14 protein-coding genes are annotated in these 13,627 nt (G+C 67.1%); 5 read left to right on the top strand and 9 right to left on the bottom strand.

What is annotated here, in order from left to right:
- Positions 1-2: 2 nt before the first annotated feature.
- The 3 genes from cydB to A7V84_RS09035 all read left to right on the top strand — a co-directional run bounded on the left by cydB (position 3) and on the right by A7V84_RS09035 (position 3,375).
- Positions 3-1,001 (top strand): cytochrome d ubiquinol oxidase subunit II, encoded by a 999-nt coding sequence (cydB, locus tag A7V84_RS09040; RefSeq protein WP_063491788.1) that lies wholly within the window; start codon positions 3-5, stop codon positions 999-1,001.
- Entirely contained in the window at positions 1,001-1,135 is a 135-nt protein-coding gene (locus A7V84_RS20655) for a DUF2474 domain-containing protein (RefSeq protein ID WP_081694990.1), read from the top strand. Before cydB ends, A7V84_RS20655 begins: the two co-directional genes overlap by 1 nt.
- 779 nt (positions 1,136-1,914) lie before the next feature.
- The gene (locus tag A7V84_RS09035) at positions 1,915-3,375 is read left to right on the top strand and encodes a flavin-containing monooxygenase (RefSeq protein ID WP_025513186.1); all 1,461 of its coding nucleotides are present in this window, start codon (positions 1,915-1,917) and stop codon (positions 3,373-3,375) included.
- Here A7V84_RS09035 and A7V84_RS21660 read toward each other — a convergent pair.
- From A7V84_RS21660 to A7V84_RS09005, 7 genes are all read right to left on the bottom strand, one after another.
- On the bottom strand, positions 3,339-3,545 hold the full coding sequence (locus tag A7V84_RS21660; RefSeq protein WP_231940170.1) for a hypothetical protein: 207 nt from the start codon (positions 3,543-3,545) through the stop codon (positions 3,339-3,341). The two genes, A7V84_RS09035 and A7V84_RS21660, sit on opposite strands and share 37 nt — an antisense overlap.
- Positions 3,546-3,568: 23 nt before the next feature.
- Positions 3,569-4,327, bottom strand: a complete 759-nt coding sequence (locus A7V84_RS09030; protein WP_231940169.1) for a M14 family metallopeptidase — start codon at positions 4,325-4,327, stop codon at positions 3,569-3,571.
- Between the two features lie 26 nt (positions 4,328-4,353).
- Complete coding sequence (locus A7V84_RS09025) at positions 4,354-5,100, bottom strand: maleate cis-trans isomerase family protein (RefSeq protein ID WP_115638914.1); 747 nt, start codon at positions 5,098-5,100, stop codon at positions 4,354-4,356.
- Positions 5,101-5,105: 5 nt separating this feature from the next.
- Positions 5,106-6,098, bottom strand: a complete 993-nt coding sequence (locus tag A7V84_RS09020; RefSeq protein ID WP_038854498.1) for a Bug family tripartite tricarboxylate transporter substrate binding protein — start codon at positions 6,096-6,098, stop codon at positions 5,106-5,108.
- Positions 6,099-6,170: 72 nt separating this feature from the next.
- Positions 6,171-7,763 carry a rhodanese-like domain-containing protein gene (locus A7V84_RS09015; RefSeq protein ID WP_063491786.1) on the bottom strand — a complete coding sequence of 531 codons (1,593 nt, stop codon included), beginning with the start codon at positions 7,761-7,763 and terminating at the stop codon, positions 6,171-6,173.
- A gap of 17 nt (positions 7,764-7,780) precedes the next feature.
- Entirely contained in the window at positions 7,781-8,965 is a 1,185-nt protein-coding gene (gene metC, locus A7V84_RS09010) for a cystathionine beta-lyase (RefSeq protein ID WP_033535536.1), read from the bottom strand.
- A gap of 1 nt (position 8,966) precedes the next feature.
- Positions 8,967-9,554, bottom strand: a complete 588-nt coding sequence (locus tag A7V84_RS09005; protein ID WP_025513190.1) for a cysteine dioxygenase family protein — start codon at positions 9,552-9,554, stop codon at positions 8,967-8,969.
- 124 nt (positions 9,555-9,678) lie between these two features.
- Between A7V84_RS09005 and A7V84_RS09000 the strand changes: the two genes are divergently transcribed.
- Both A7V84_RS09000 and A7V84_RS08995 read left to right on the top strand, forming a co-directional pair.
- Positions 9,679-10,551 (top strand): LysR substrate-binding domain-containing protein, encoded by an 873-nt coding sequence (locus tag A7V84_RS09000; protein WP_063491785.1) that lies wholly within the window; start codon positions 9,679-9,681, stop codon positions 10,549-10,551.
- Positions 10,552-10,593: 42 nt separating this feature from the next.
- On the top strand, positions 10,594-11,538 hold the full coding sequence (locus A7V84_RS08995) for a LysR family transcriptional regulator (RefSeq protein ID WP_025513192.1): 945 nt from the start codon (positions 10,594-10,596) through the stop codon (positions 11,536-11,538).
- An 8-nt stretch (positions 11,539-11,546) separates the two neighbouring features.
- Here the strand turns inward: A7V84_RS08995 and A7V84_RS08990 are convergent, their stop codons facing one another.
- The gene (locus A7V84_RS08990) at positions 11,547-12,347 is read right to left on the bottom strand and encodes an SDR family oxidoreductase (RefSeq protein ID WP_025513193.1); all 801 of its coding nucleotides are present in this window, start codon (positions 12,345-12,347) and stop codon (positions 11,547-11,549) included.
- Between the two features lie 46 nt (positions 12,348-12,393).
- Positions 12,394-13,593, bottom strand: coding sequence for an ABC transporter substrate-binding protein (locus tag A7V84_RS08985; RefSeq protein ID WP_025513194.1), 1,200 nt, complete (start codon positions 13,591-13,593; stop codon positions 12,394-12,396).
- Positions 13,594-13,627: the final 34 nt, after the last annotated feature.

Genomic DNA, 13,627 nt, shown 5'->3' with positions numbered 1-13,627 from the left:
CCATGGGCATCGACCTGCCATTGATCTGGCTCCTCATCATCGGCTTCGGAATCATGATGTATGTCACTGCCGACGGCTTTGACCTGGGCATCGGAATCCTGTTTCCCTTCATTTCCTCGCGCGAACATCGCGACATCATGGTCAACACCGTCGCCCCGGTCTGGGACGGCAACGAAACCTGGCTGGTGCTGGGTGGCGCAGGCCTGATGGCGGCCTTTCCAAAGGCCTACGCGGTGCTGCTCAGCGCCTTTTATGCGCCGGTCATCCTGATGCTGATCGGCCTGATCTGGCGCGGCGTGTCGTTCGAGTTCCGCTTCAAGGCCGACGAGGCTCACAAGCCCTTCTGGGACAAGGCCTTCATGCTGGGCTCCTTTGTGGCGAGCTTCTGCCAGGGCGCCATCCTGGGCGCCTTCATCGAGGGCGTGGACCCCGCGGGCGAGACCGGCATGATGGATTGGCTCACGCCTTTCAGCGTCTTCACGGGCGCGGGCGTGGTCGTCTGCTACGCACTGCTGGGCTCGACCTGGCTGATCCTCAAGACCGACGGCGCATTGCAGCGCCAGATGATCCGGGCCACCCGGCCCATCGCCCTGGCCCTGCTGCTGGCCATCCTGATCGCCTCGATCTGGACGCCGCTGGCGCATCCCGCCATCGCGCAACGCTGGTTCAGCCTGCCCAACCTCTGGTTCTTCCTGCCGGTGCCGATCCTGGTGCTGGCCACGGCCGCCGGCCTGTGGCGCAGCCTCGCACGCCGGCCGCATGGCGGGCCCTTCGCCGCCGCGTTGCTGCTGGTCTTTCTGGGTTACTCCGGCTTTGTGATCAGCATCTGGCCGCACATCATCCCGCCCTCGCTGACCATCTGGGACGCGGCCGCACCGCCCCAGAGCCTGGGCTTTGCCCTGGTGGGCGCCCTGCTCATCATCCCCATCATCCTGGTGTACTCGGCCTGGGCCTACTTCGTCTTTCGCGGCAAGGTACAGACCGGTGAGGGCTACCACTGATGCGCCACGCTCCCCCCTCCGTCTGGCGCCGTCTGGGCTGGCTGGCGCTGATCTGGGCCGCCAGCGTCGCCAGCCTGGCTCTGCTGGCCCTGGGCATGCGCCTGCTCATGCGTCTAGCCGGCATGAGCCCCTGAAGCCCGGGCGGCGATTCTCCGCCCCTTCCGGCGCCGCCTTTCCTTCCGCGGGATAACCAGACTTGCCATATCTTGCAAATACCCGTAAGGTAAAAGGGTCTGGTTTGTAGAAAGCCTTGATCCCACGGCATTTTCCGGCTACGCCCGGCAAGAACACCCGAACGTCCCACGTTTCGTCGGGTGAGCGGCCCGCCCAGCGGGCTCCCAGCGCAGCACGAACACGCTGGGCCTTGATGCCCGATGACGGATCCGCCAGGGGACACACGGTGACCCCGCGTTACAGTCACCGTCAGCGCTGCGGCCTGCGAGCCGCCGTCTCCGCCCGCCGCGCCACCCGCGCACGGCCCAGGCGTTCTACCGCCATGCCTCCCGCGACAGCCAGGGCGCAGCGCCCGTGGCCAACCCCGGGGTGTCATGGCAAGAAATGGCAATTACAACGCATAAAAAAAGGAAACCACCCCTCTATGACAGCGAGTAAATGCATCTATAGCCTCTGCGGCCCCCGCCAAGCGCAATGCAACAGCGGAAAGGGGCCGAGTCAGTATGCTGCAAGCCTTCCTCTGGTCACCCCCGCTTTCACGCGACTGCTGACCCTGCCCTTTGCCTGCGTCGTGCGCACACGCGACGTGCTCCTCGCGCAACTGCGCAAGCGCCCGGTTCCTCCACCCGCCGCGTAGCGCCGCTTCCCGTTTGCCTGTTTTCCCCATTCCCGCGTCATCACGCCGGGACGGGACGAGTTTTTGCTTTTTATCCGCGCTTTACCTGTGGAGGAACCCCTTATGACGATCCGAGTAGCCATCATCGGCGCCGGCCCCAGCGGCCTGGCCCAGCTGCGAGCCTTCCAAGACGCCCACGAGAAAGGGGCAGAAATGCCTGAAATCGTCTGCTATGAAAAGCAGTCGGACTGGGGTGGCATGTGGAATTACACCTGGCGCACCGGCCTGGACGAAAACGGCGAGCCGGTCCACGGCAGCATGTACCGCTATCTGTGGTCCAACGGCCCCAAGGAATGTCTGGAATTCGCCGACTACAGCTTCGATGAACACTTCGGCCGGCCGATCTCCTCGTACCCGCCGCGCGAAGTGCTGTGGGACTACATCCAAGGCCGGGTGAGCAAGGCCGGCGTGCGCAAATACATCCGTTTCAACACCGTCGTCAAAAGCGTGACCTATGACGAGGCCGCGCAGACCTTCACCGTCACCGCGCAGGACTACGAAAACCAGGAAGAAACCAGCCAGGAGTTCGACTACGTGGTGGTCGCCACGGGCCATTTCTCCACGCCGCACGTGCCGCATTTCGACGGCTTCGACCGTTTTACCGGCCGCATCCTGCACGCGCACGATTTCCGCGACGCCGTCGAATTCCGCGACAAGCATGTGCTGCTGATCGGCAGCAGCTACTCGGCCGAAGACATCGGCTCGCAGTGCTACAAGTACGGCGCGCGCTCGATCACGACCGCCTATCGTACCCAGCCCATGGGCTACGACTGGCCGGAAGGCTGGGAAGAGCGTCCGCAGCTCAAGCGCGTCAAGGGCAACCGCGCCTACTTCGTGGACGGCAGCAGCAAGCAGGTCGATGCCATCATCCTGTGCACCGGCTATCAGCACCACTTCCCCTTCCTGCCGCAGGAACTGACGCTGTCGACCAATAACCGCCTGTGGCCGCTGGGCCTGTACCAGGGCGTGGTGTGGGAGGAGAACCCGCGCCTGTTCTACCTGGGCATGCAGGATCTCTGGTACAGCTTCAACATGTTCGACGCGCAGGCCTGGTTTGCCCGCGACGTGATGCTGGGCCGCATCAGCCTGCCTTCGCCCGACGCGATGGCCGCAGACAGCGCGCGCTGGCGCGAAGACGAGGAAAGCCTCACCAGCACCGCATCGATGTACGAGTTCCAGGGGCGCTACATCAAGCACCTGATCTCGCAGACCGACTATCCGGAGTTCGACATCGACGCGGTCAATGCCATCTTCCTGGAGTGGAAGGACGACAAGAAGCGCGACATCATGGGCTATCGCGACCGCTGCTACCGCTCGGTGATGACCGGCACCAAGGCCTCGCGCCACCACACGCGCTGGCTCGATGCGGTGGATGACTCGCTGGAGGAATACCTGCGCGACACCGATCCGCAAACCCAGCGTAACAGCCGCAATGGGCAGGACAGCGGGCTGCGCATGCGCAACCCGGCCCTGCGGCCTGCCGCGCCTCAGCGCAGCGTGCAGGCCACCTCGTCCCACTCGTAGGCGACGAAAGCGGCGCGCTCACCGGTGTGCACCACCGGGTCGCGCCGCAGCCCGATCACGATGCCATCCTGCGGCAAGGCGATGGTTTCCGTGGGTTTGCCATGCAGATCCATCGCCGCGCCCAGCACCGCGCCACGCGCCAGCGTGGCGCCGGCCTCGGCTTCGGGCACGAACAATCCCCCATGCTCGAAGGTCAGCCAGCCGCGCCGCCCTGCGCCGGACCGTCGACGATGCCCATCTGGGCAGCCAGGCGGGCAAAGCCGGCCTCTGCGGCGGCCACGTTGTGCGCCTCGTAGCGACTGCCGCCGCCCAGCTCCAGCATGAAGGCCGCAATGCCGGCCTCCTGGCACTGGAAGTCCAGCGCGCCGGCGATATTGCCCGGCAGCTCGCCCTGCCCGCCGACATCCTGGCGGCAGGCCACGTTGGGATGAAAGAGCGCCATCGCATCCAGCAGCGTCTGCTCGCTGATGCCGCTGCCGGGATGATGCTTGTAGACCGTGTACAGCCGCGAATCGAACAGGGGATTCATGGTGTGCAGGTTGATCACCATATCGGCCGTGCCGCGGATCTCCCCGATCAGCACGTGCGCCAGGCGTTGCGAGATCAGGCCGCCGGCGCTGCCCGGATAGGTTTGATCCAGGTCCAGCTCGTCATAGGGATTGCGCTTGCGGCGTGCATCCAGGGCCTGCGGATTGCCCGTGGGCGTGACCACCAGATTGCCCGACATGGCCGCCGGATCCAGGCTGTTGGCAAAGCGCAGCGCCGCCACCATGCCATTGATCTCGTCGCCATGCACCTGGCCGTGCAGCCAGAGCGTGCGCCCCGGACGGGCGCCGCGCAGCGCCACGTAGGGCAGCGTCACCGCCATGCCCGATGCCATGGAACCCACCCGCAGATGGCCGTAGTCGGCGGCCGCGCCGCGGCCGGAAAGAAACTGTTGAATGACACCCATGGGGTCGTGGTCTCCGTAAGGGGGAACTAAGCATAGAGGGCGGCGTCGGGCAATGCCAACGCGCCCAGACGGCCCAGCCCGGGCAAGCCTGCGCCTGCGCCAGCCAGGCGCAGGCCGGCCCAGGCCGTCACCGAGTTGGAAGAAAAGACCGGCATTCCCAGCTGCGCTTCGGCGCGCGCCAGGAAAGGCCAGGTCGGCATGTTGGTGCAACTCAGGAACACCGCGTCGGCGCCGCGCAGCTGAGCTCGCGCGCCGATCAGCGCGCGATACACGCGGGCTGCCGTCAGCTGGCGGATCTGCTCGCCATCGGCGCAGCCCAGTGACAGGCAGCACCGCGCATCGACCCCGTGGGCGGCCAGAAACCCGACCTCTTCTTCAGTGATGGCCGGCGGATAGGGAGTCAGCATGAAAACGCGGCGCAACGCCAGCGCGCGGCAGGCCTGCAGCAAGGCGCTGGCAGTGGTGATGGCCGGCGCGCCCGTGGCTGCACGCAAGCGCTGGCCGGCCACATCGTGCGCCTGGGCGCCCTGCAGAAAGGTGCCCGACGTGCAGGCCAGCACATAGGCGCGCGGCCGCAGCAAGGCCAGCATGCCGGCAGCCGGCTCGACCTGCTCCAGCAAGGTCAGCAGCGAGGCCGCCGACATGGCCGTTCCCTGGCGGGCCAGACGCTGATAGTGAAAGCTGGCCAGCCCCGCCCCGATGGCGGGAAACTCCTGCTCGCAGGTCAGGTTGCCCTGCGGCAGCAGCACCCCGATGCGCATGGGCAGCGGCACGACGCCTACCCGTTCAGATTGAGCTTGGCGTCATTGACCAACTGACGCCACTTGGCCACGTCTTCGGCGACGAACTCGCCGAACTGCGCCGGGGTCATGGCCGGCGGAGCCTCCAGCATCTGCGCGTTCAGGCGCTTGAGCAACTCCGGATCGGCCAGCGCCTCATCCAGCGCCTTGCGCAGCCACCGGGCCGCCTCGGGGTTGACCCCTGCCGGGGCGAACAGGCCATACCAGTTCAGCGTCTGGTATGCCGGCAAGCCCGACTCGGCAATGGTCGGCGTGTCGGGCAGCAGTTGCGAGCGCTGCGGCGCCGTCACCGCCAGCAGGCGGATCTTGCCCGCGCTGACGTTGGGCATGGCCGACGTGTCGACGAACATATAGTCCAGCCGGCCGCCCATCAGATCGGTCAGCGCCGGGGTCGAGCCCTTGTATGGCACATGCACCGCCTCCAGACCCGCCAGGTGGGCCAGCAGCTCACCCGACAGATGCAGCGAGGTGCCCGTGCCGCCGGAGCCGTAAGTCAGGCTGCCGGGTTTCTCCTTGCCCTGGGCGATCAATTCCTTGACGCTGTTGAACGAGGCCTTCGGCTGGGCGACCAGCAGGATAGGCATCTGCACCGCCATGCCGATGGCGCTCAGATCCTTGACCGGATCGTAGGGCAAGGAAGGATAGGCGCTGGGCGCGATACTGATATTGCCCGGGCTGCCCATGACCAGCGTATACCCGTCCGGCGCACTGCGCGCCACCGACGCCACCCCGATACTGCCGCCCGCGCCGGGGCGGTTCTCGATCACCACGTTGGCGCCGTTGTGCTGCCCCATGTGCTGAGCCAGCATGCGCGCCACCAGATCCACGCCGCCGCCGGCCGGAAACGGCACCACCAACGTGATCGGCTTCTCCGGATAGGCCGCCTGCGCCGCCGGCGCCGCCCCCATCGCCATGACGAACGCGCTCAACGCCGCCACTCCAGACCACCATTTCTTGCTACCGGAATGCATTGGATTTCCCCTTGTATATGAAATAAAACCCGACACCGGTTGCGCACGCCTGTGACGGCGCGCGCCCGGCGCTCACAACCGGAAGGTCGCGCGCTCGCGCGCGTCGATCTGCTGCAGCAGGCCCGTCTCCCAGGCCAGATACTGGCGCGCGGCAGCCTTGTTGCCGTCATGCCGGTCATGAACGAAAAACAGATAGTCGATGCACTCGGCATCGGGCGGCAGATCGCCGCCGGCAGCCAGGGCCAGGCCGGCTTCGCGCCAGACTTGCTCGCCGTCCAGGTTGACGCCGGCCACGGCCATGCCCAGTTCGCGGGCGGACTGGGCAAACAGCGCCGCCACGCCGGCCTCCTCGGCGATCAGCGTCAGCGGCGCGCCACCGGCGGCCTTGCTCAACGCCAACACCTGCTCCACACGCGCACGGATGGCCCAATGGGCTCCGGCCACCCGCAAGCGCCGGTACTGCATGCTCGGGCGCACGTCGACAATCGGCGCACCGTCGGCCTGCGCCGTGCGCAGGGCGTCGACCGTCAGCGCCGGCAAGGACGGCAACGCGGCCTCGGCCGGCGCTTGCGGCAGCGCCGCCTCCAGCCCCTCGCGCAGCACCACCGCATCCCAGCCGAGCTGGCGCAGCCAACTGGCCACGACCGGAGCGCGCACGCCCTCGCCGTCAAACAGCACCAGACGCGCATGACGCACCCCCACATACTGGTCGGTAGCCTGGATCAGCTGCCCGCCCGGCGTATGGCGCGCCCCCGGCAATGAGCCCTGGGCAAACTCTTCGGCGCTGCGCACATCGCACAGAAAGACGCTGCGCTGGCCGTCATCCAGCCAGCCGCGCACGGTCGCCGCATCCACCACCGGCACCTCGAAGCGCTCGGCCACGGCCTGGGCGCGCTGGCGCAGCTGCGCCAGCGCGCCGGCCGGCACGCACGCCTCATAACGGCGCTGCGCGCCATGCTCCAGCTTCAGGTCGGCCAGGAACCAGCCCTGGGTGCCGTTCTCCAGCGCATAGACCGGATTGGGCAGGCCCAGGTTGATAAGCGTCTGCGCACCAATGATGCTGCGCGTGCGGCCGGCGCAATTGACCACGATGGGCGTGCTCGCATCGGGCACCAGCGTATCGATGTGCAACGGCAACTCACCGTTGGGGCAGCAGATGCTGCCCGGGATGTTCATCTTGCGATACTCGTTGTACGGACGACCATCCACGATCACCACCGCCTCGCCGCGCGCCTGCATTGCGGCCAGCTCCTCGGCCCGGATGCGCGGCGTATCAAAGGCATGCTCGGCCAGCTCTCCGAAGGTCTTGCTGGGCACGTTCACGCCGGCAAACAGCTGCAGGCCGGCGGCGCGCCAGGCGGGCGTACCGCCCTCCAGCCAGTACACCTCGCTGTAATCCAGGGCCTGCAGGCGCTCGGCCGCCTGCCGGGCCAGGCCGTCGCCCTCGTCGTACACCACCACGCGCGCCGAACGGCGCGGCACCAGCCGCCCGATATCCAGCTCCAGCCGGCTCCAGGGCAGCGACACGGCATAGAACAGATGCGACTCGCCATACTGGCCGTGCTCGCGCACATCCAGCAAAGCAATCTCGGCGCCATCATGCAGCCATTCTTTGAGCAAAAGGGGGGCCACCGCAGCAGCGCTGCGGGAAGAAAAATTCGTCATCGTGATTCAGCTAAGAGTCAATCGGAAGTGCCTGCTCGGATAAGCTGGGCAAAGGCCTGCTCCAGGTCCTCGATCAGGTCCAGCGGGTCTTCCAGGCCGATATGCAGGCGCAACATCTGCCCGCGTCCGGTCCAGTCGCCCAGGCTGCGGGCGCGCGTGAGGTCGGCCGGGATCACCAGGCTCTCGAAGCCGCCCCAGGACGCCCCCAAACCAAACAACTGCATCGCATCGACAGCCGCCTCGACCCTGGCCGCAGCGATCCCGGGCGCGAACTCGATGGTCAGCAGGCCATTGGCGCCGTGGCAATCGCGCTGCCACAAAGCATGGTTGTCATCGCCCGGCAGCGCGGGACAGAACACCTTGGCCACCTCGGGCCGGCCCTGCAGCCACTGCGCCACCTGCAAGGCGTGGCGCTCGTGCTGGGCCAGCCTCAGAGGCAGCGAGCGCATGCCACGCAGCACCAGGAAAGCATCATCGGCGCCGACCGTCTGGCCGAAATCGATGGCAGCGCGCTGCATGGCGGGCCAGGCGCGCTCATGGGTCACCACCGCGCCCATGACCACGTCGGCATGCCCGCCCAGATACTTGGTGGACGCGATCACGGACACATCGGCGCCCAGCTCCAGCGGCCGGTACAGCACGCCCGAGCCCCAGGTGTTGTCGACCGCCAGCAGGCAGTCATGGGCATGAGCCAGCTCGGCCACAGCCGGCAGATCCATCATGTCGTAGGTCAGCGAGCCAGGGCATTCCGCATAAATCATGCGCGTCTGCGGCAGCAGCTTCTGCGCCAGATCGCTGCCATCGGCGCGATAGTAGGTGAACGTGACTCCCAGCCGCGTCAGGTGCTCGGCGCAGAACCGCCGCACCGGCTCGTACACCGCATCGGTGATCAGCACATGGTCGCCGGCCTTCAGATAAGCCAGCAGCATGACCGCGATGGCCGCTTGTCCGGTCGGGAACAGGCAGGCGCGATGCCCGCCTTCCAGTTCGACCAGGGCGTCCTGCAGCGCATGGGTGGTGTCGGTGCCGCGGGCGCCATACGACACCAGCTGCTCCTGTTCGCGACGCGCGCGCACATCGCGCCAATGCTCGACGTTGTCGTAGATGAAGGTGCTGGCCCGCGTGACCGGCGTATTGACCCAGCCGCGATGCGGCCGGCCGGCGCGCAGCAAGGCGGTGGCGCGGCGAGGCTTGACGCTCATGTCAGCTCCGCGTCTTCACGCCGACCGGCATAACCGCGCAGGTACCGGCCTGCATGTCGAACGCCAGGCGGCGGTCCAAGGTTTCCAGGGCGCGGCCGTACATATGCAGGTGGCGGATCACATCGTCGCCGTGGATCTGCACCGCATGCACATCATCGGCCATCAGCGCGATGCCGCCGCCCGGCTCGACCTGCACCTCGCCCACCTGCTCGATGCGTGCCGGGCCCGGTTCATGGCCCCCTTCGCGGCGTTCGTAAAGGAAATTGGTTTCGGCCCCTTCGACCGCGGCGATACAGGCCCAGGTGGTGTGGTTGTGCGGCACGATCTTCTTGCCCGGGCGCATCACGTTCAGATACAGCGCAAAGCTGTCGTCGGCGTCGGCGCTGATCAAATAGCGCGCCTGCAGCTCCCCCTCCTCGGGCGCGGCGAAGCGGCCTTCGCCCCACAATTCGCGCTGCCCTGCCAATGCCACCAGCTCGGCCAGCACCTTGTCCAGGCTGCTGCGCGTCACGCCTTCCTCAACCGTGATCTTTCTAATATTTTCGACGGCAACGCTTGCAGCGTCCCGAACAGCGGCGTCAACGGCCATGATGGAATACCCTCTCGTCTGTCATCGGAATTGATAGAGGCAATGTACCGAGGGGCCGCCGCCCAAACAACCTAATTTGTTTTATTAAAATATAAGCAATGCTAATGTTTTAAGGGCGTCCGACATGCGCAATCTGGACCTGGAATTGCTCCGCTCCCTGGTGGCCGTCGATCAGTTCGAAACGTTCGCGGCCGCCGCCGAGCACCTGCACAAAACCCAGTCTGCCGTCTCGCAGCAACTGCAGCGCCTGGAAGCCCTGATCGGCTTTCCGCTGTTCGAGAAGCGCGGCCGCCGCAAACATCTTTCGGCCCACGGCCAGCGCCTGCTGGCCTATGCCCACCACCTGCTGGCCATCAATGACGAAGCCATCCGCGCCATGCAGGACGCCAGCTTCGAGGGCAAGCTGCGCCTGGGCGCGCCGCACGATGTCGCCGACAGCATCCTGCCCACGGTGCTGAACCAGGTCACCCGCTTTCTGCCCAAGATCAAGCTGGAAATCCGCGTCGATCGCAGCCCCGTCCTGATGACGGCGATGCACAGCGGCGAAATCGATCTGTGCATCTCGACCCGCTTCGACCAGACCCTGGAAGGCCTGGTGCTGCGCAGCTCGCCCACCGTGTGGTTCTGCTCGGCCGACTATGTGCACGACCCCGGCTCGCCGCTGCCGCTGGTGCTGGCCGACGAGCCCAGCATCTTTCGCCGCCTGGCGCTCACGGCGCTGGAGCAGGCCCGCATCCCCTGGCACGCCAACTACGTGGCCCCCAACCTGGTTGGCATCCGCGCGGCGCTGCGCGCCGGCCTGGGCATCACGGCGCGCAGCGTCGAACTGCATACGCCCGACATGCGCGTGCTGGGCGAAGGCGACGGCCTGCCCGCCCTGCCCGACGTCACCTACTATCTCTGGATCCACCCCGACCCGGTCGACCCCAGCCCCCGGCTGGTCTACGACATGCTGCGCAACAACCTCAAACTCACCCAGAAGGCCGGGCGCGGCTGAGCCGCGAGCCGCCACCACGCTCCACAAGGGAATCCCAAGGCCATGAAGCGCAACTTCAACATTCACGACCTGCGCATTTTCTACAACGTGGTCATGACCGGCTCGACCCGCCAGGCCGCCCTGGCCATGCACATGACGCAACCTGCCGTCAGTCACGCCATCTCCCGCCTGGAGCGCGCCACCGGCGTGACGCTGTTCGACCGTTCGCGCAAGACGCTGCGCCCCACCGAGGCCGGCCACTACCTGTACCGCGAAGCCAAGCACGTGCTCGACGAGCTGGTACGCATCGACGAAGCGCTGCACAGCATCGAACAGTTCGGCGGCCACGGCCTGCGCATCGCCACCTCGCCGGCGCTGGCGCTGGCCTATGCCCCCGATGCCGTGCGCCACTATCTGCAGCGCCACGGCGCGCGGCCCTGCTCGATCGACGTCGAGTCCTCCGTACAGGTGCTCAGCGCCGTCGACACGCGGCGCGCCGACTTCGGCCTGGGCGCCGTCGCACGCGACAACAGCCGCCTGTGCTACCACCCCTTTCTGCGCACCGACGTGATGGCCATCCTGCATCGCGCCCATCCGCTGGCAGGGCAGCCGGCCGTGGCCGTGGACGCGATCCCGCTGCAGGATTATGTCCAACCGCTCTGGTCGGACTATGTGGTCGCGCAAGGCGACATCGCCGCCAGCCTGCGCCTGCGCTCGGGCATCCAGGCCCATATGTCGCTGCTGCCGGGAACGGTGCGCGCCATCCGGGGCATCAGCCTGGTCAATGCCTTGTCGGCCAGCGACATCGAAGCCGCCTACCCCGAACTCACGGCCCGGCCGCTGACCACCCGCCAATGGTTCGACTTCGTGCTCATCACCCGCCAGGAAGACAGCGCCCTGGACCTGACCGAGCGCCTGCTGGAGGCGCTGCGGGCCACGGCGCAGACCCGCCGCCAGGGCGCGTATGCGGACACCATCTCGCTGCTGCCCGCCAGCGGCCCGGCCTGATACCGCCTTCAGTGACCGGGCTGCCAGGGCAGCGCCTGCAGGTCGCCGTCGATGCTGATGGCCTGGCCGCTGATCATGGCGCCAAAGGGGCTGGCCAGGAACAGCGTCATGTTGGCGATGTCCCCCGGCTGCACGAAGCGGCCCAGGCTCACGCCGGCCAGCTCCAGGCGGGTTTCCTCTTCGACGCTCACGCCCATGTTGCGCGCCCGCGCCTCGATCACGCGCCCGATGCGCGCCCCGGCCACCAGCCCGGGCAACAAGGCATTCACGCGGATCCCCTCATGGCCCAGCTCGACGGCCAGCGAGCGCGTCAACCCCACCACCCCCCATTTACTGGCGGCATAGGGCGTGCGCTGCGGCACGCCCATGCGTCCGGCCACCGAACTGATGTTGATGATGCTGCCGCCGCCCGACTCGCGCAGGGCCGGCAGGGCCAGGCGCACCGTATGGAACTGCGCCTGCAAGTTGATGTCCAGCGTCGCGGCCAGCGCCTGCGGATCCACTTCGGCGATGCCGGCCGTCGGCCCGGCGATGCCGGCATTGTTGACCAGCACGTCCAGGCCACCGAGCCAGTCCAGTGCCCGCGCCATATAGGCCTCGACCTCCTCGCGGCGGCTCATGTCGGCCCGCGCGCAGGCATGCGGGCAGGCCTGCAGCGCCGCCTCGTCCACGTCGCAGACATGCACGCGCGCTCCGCGCTCGGCAAAGGCGGCGGCAATCGCCGCGCCGATGCCGCCCGCGCCCGCGGTCACGATCACGCGCCGGTCCGTCATGTCGACGGGCAGCGCGGCCAGCTTCTCCACTTTCATGTCATACCTCGCAATGGCGCGCGCCGGACGGCGCGCGCGAACCCGCTCAGGGCTTCATCAAGGCGCAGGTCGACTCCTGCGGCAGGGTGTAGATCTGCTCGCCCGGCACCTGCGCGATCAGCTTGTAGTAATCCCAGGGCCCCTTGGACTCGGCCGGCGTCTTCACCTGCATCAGGTACATGTCATGCACCATCAGCCCGTCGGCGCGGATCTTGCCGTCCTTGACGAACATGTCGTTGACCGGATTGGCCTTGAGCCACTTCATGACCGTATCGCCGTCCGTGCTCTGCGTGGCGGCCACCGCCTTCAGATAGGTCGAGGCCGCCGAGTAGTCGCCCGCCTGCAGCATGGACGGCTTCTTCTTCATGCGCGCCTCGAAGCGCGACGCCCATTGGCGTGAGGCATCGTCCTGATCCCAGTACCAGGCGGTGGTCAGGTACATGCCCTGCGCGGCCTGCAGCCCCAGCGCATGCACATCGGTGATGATCACCAGCAGCCCGGCCAGCTTCATGGACGGCGTCAGGCCGAACTCGGCGGCCGCCTTCACCGCGTTGCTGGTGTCGTTGGCCGAGTTGGCCAGGCCCAGCACCTTGGCGCCCGAAGCCTGCGCCTGCAGGATGTAGGAGGAGAAATCGGCCGTGTTCAGCGGATGGCGCACCCGCCCCTTGACGTTGCCCCCGTCGGCCTGCACCACCGCCGAGGCGTCGCGCTCCAGCGCGTGGCCGAAAGCATGGTCCACGGTCAGGAAGAACCAATCGCGATCGCCCTCCTTGAGCATGGCACGCGCCGTGCCGCGCGCCAGCGACACCGTGTCATAGGCATAATGCACCGTGTACGGCGTGCATTGCGCATTGGTCAGCTCGGACGCGCCGGCGCTCACCACGAAGAACGGCTTTTTCTTCTCATGCGCCACCTTGGCCACCGCCAGCGCAGCCGCCGAGTTGGCGCCGCCAATGAGCATGTCCACGCCCTTCTGGTCAAGCCACTCGCGCGCCCGGGCCGACGCGATGTCGGCGCGGTTCTGGTGGTCGGCCACCAGCAGCTCGACCTTCTTGCCCGCCACGCTCTCGCCGGCGTCCTCGATGGCCATCTTGATGGCCTCGGCTCCGCCCGGGCCGTCGGCATCGGCCGACAGGCCCGACATATCGGTGATGAAGCCGATCCGGATCACTCCGTCATCGGCGAACGCCGCCCCGCCGAAACCCAGCGCCGCGGCCAGCGCAAGCGCGCACCCTGTCATCTTCATGGTGATGTCCCCTTGTTGGATAAGACCACGGCTT

Origin of the sequence: Bordetella trematum (assembly GCF_900078335.1) — a bacterium.
Lineage (GTDB): Bacteria > Pseudomonadota > Gammaproteobacteria > Burkholderiales > Burkholderiaceae_B > Bordetella > Bordetella trematum.
Note: the sequence above shows the minus strand (reverse complement) of the source record. Positions and strands in the feature narration are given on the sequence as shown.

What these genes read in the sequence shown, in the direction of transcription:
- A7V84_RS08985 (WP_025513194.1), bottom strand. Translation starts at nt 13,593, where the DNA reads ATGAAGATGACAGGGTGCGCGCTTGCGCTGGCCGCGGCGCTGGGTTTC.
- cydB (WP_063491788.1), top strand. Translation starts at nt 3, where the DNA reads ATGGGCATCGACCTGCCATTGATCTGGCTCCTCATCATCGGCTTCGGA.
- A7V84_RS08990 (WP_025513193.1), bottom strand. Translation starts at nt 12,347, where the DNA reads ATGAAAGTGGAGAAGCTGGCCGCGCTGCCCGTCGACATGACGGACCGG.
- A7V84_RS09030 (WP_231940169.1), bottom strand. Translation starts at nt 4,327, where the DNA reads ATGGGTGTCATTCAACAGTTTCTTTCCGGCCGCGGCGCGGCCGCCGAC.
- A7V84_RS20655 (WP_081694990.1), top strand. Translation starts at nt 1,001, where the DNA reads ATGCGCCACGCTCCCCCCTCCGTCTGGCGCCGTCTGGGCTGGCTGGCG.
- A7V84_RS09000 (WP_063491785.1), top strand. Translation starts at nt 9,679, where the DNA reads ATGCGCAATCTGGACCTGGAATTGCTCCGCTCCCTGGTGGCCGTCGAT.
- metC (WP_033535536.1), bottom strand. Translation starts at nt 8,965, where the DNA reads ATGAGCGTCAAGCCTCGCCGCGCCACCGCCTTGCTGCGCGCCGGCCGG.
- A7V84_RS08995 (WP_025513192.1), top strand. Translation starts at nt 10,594, where the DNA reads ATGAAGCGCAACTTCAACATTCACGACCTGCGCATTTTCTACAACGTG.
- A7V84_RS09005 (WP_025513190.1), bottom strand. Translation starts at nt 9,554, where the DNA reads ATGGCCGTTGACGCCGCTGTTCGGGACGCTGCAAGCGTTGCCGTCGAA.
- A7V84_RS09035 (WP_025513186.1), top strand. Translation starts at nt 1,915, where the DNA reads ATGACGATCCGAGTAGCCATCATCGGCGCCGGCCCCAGCGGCCTGGCC.
- A7V84_RS09015 (WP_063491786.1), bottom strand. Translation starts at nt 7,763, where the DNA reads ATGACGAATTTTTCTTCCCGCAGCGCTGCTGCGGTGGCCCCCCTTTTG.
- A7V84_RS09020 (WP_038854498.1), bottom strand. Translation starts at nt 6,098, where the DNA reads ATGCATTCCGGTAGCAAGAAATGGTGGTCTGGAGTGGCGGCGTTGAGC.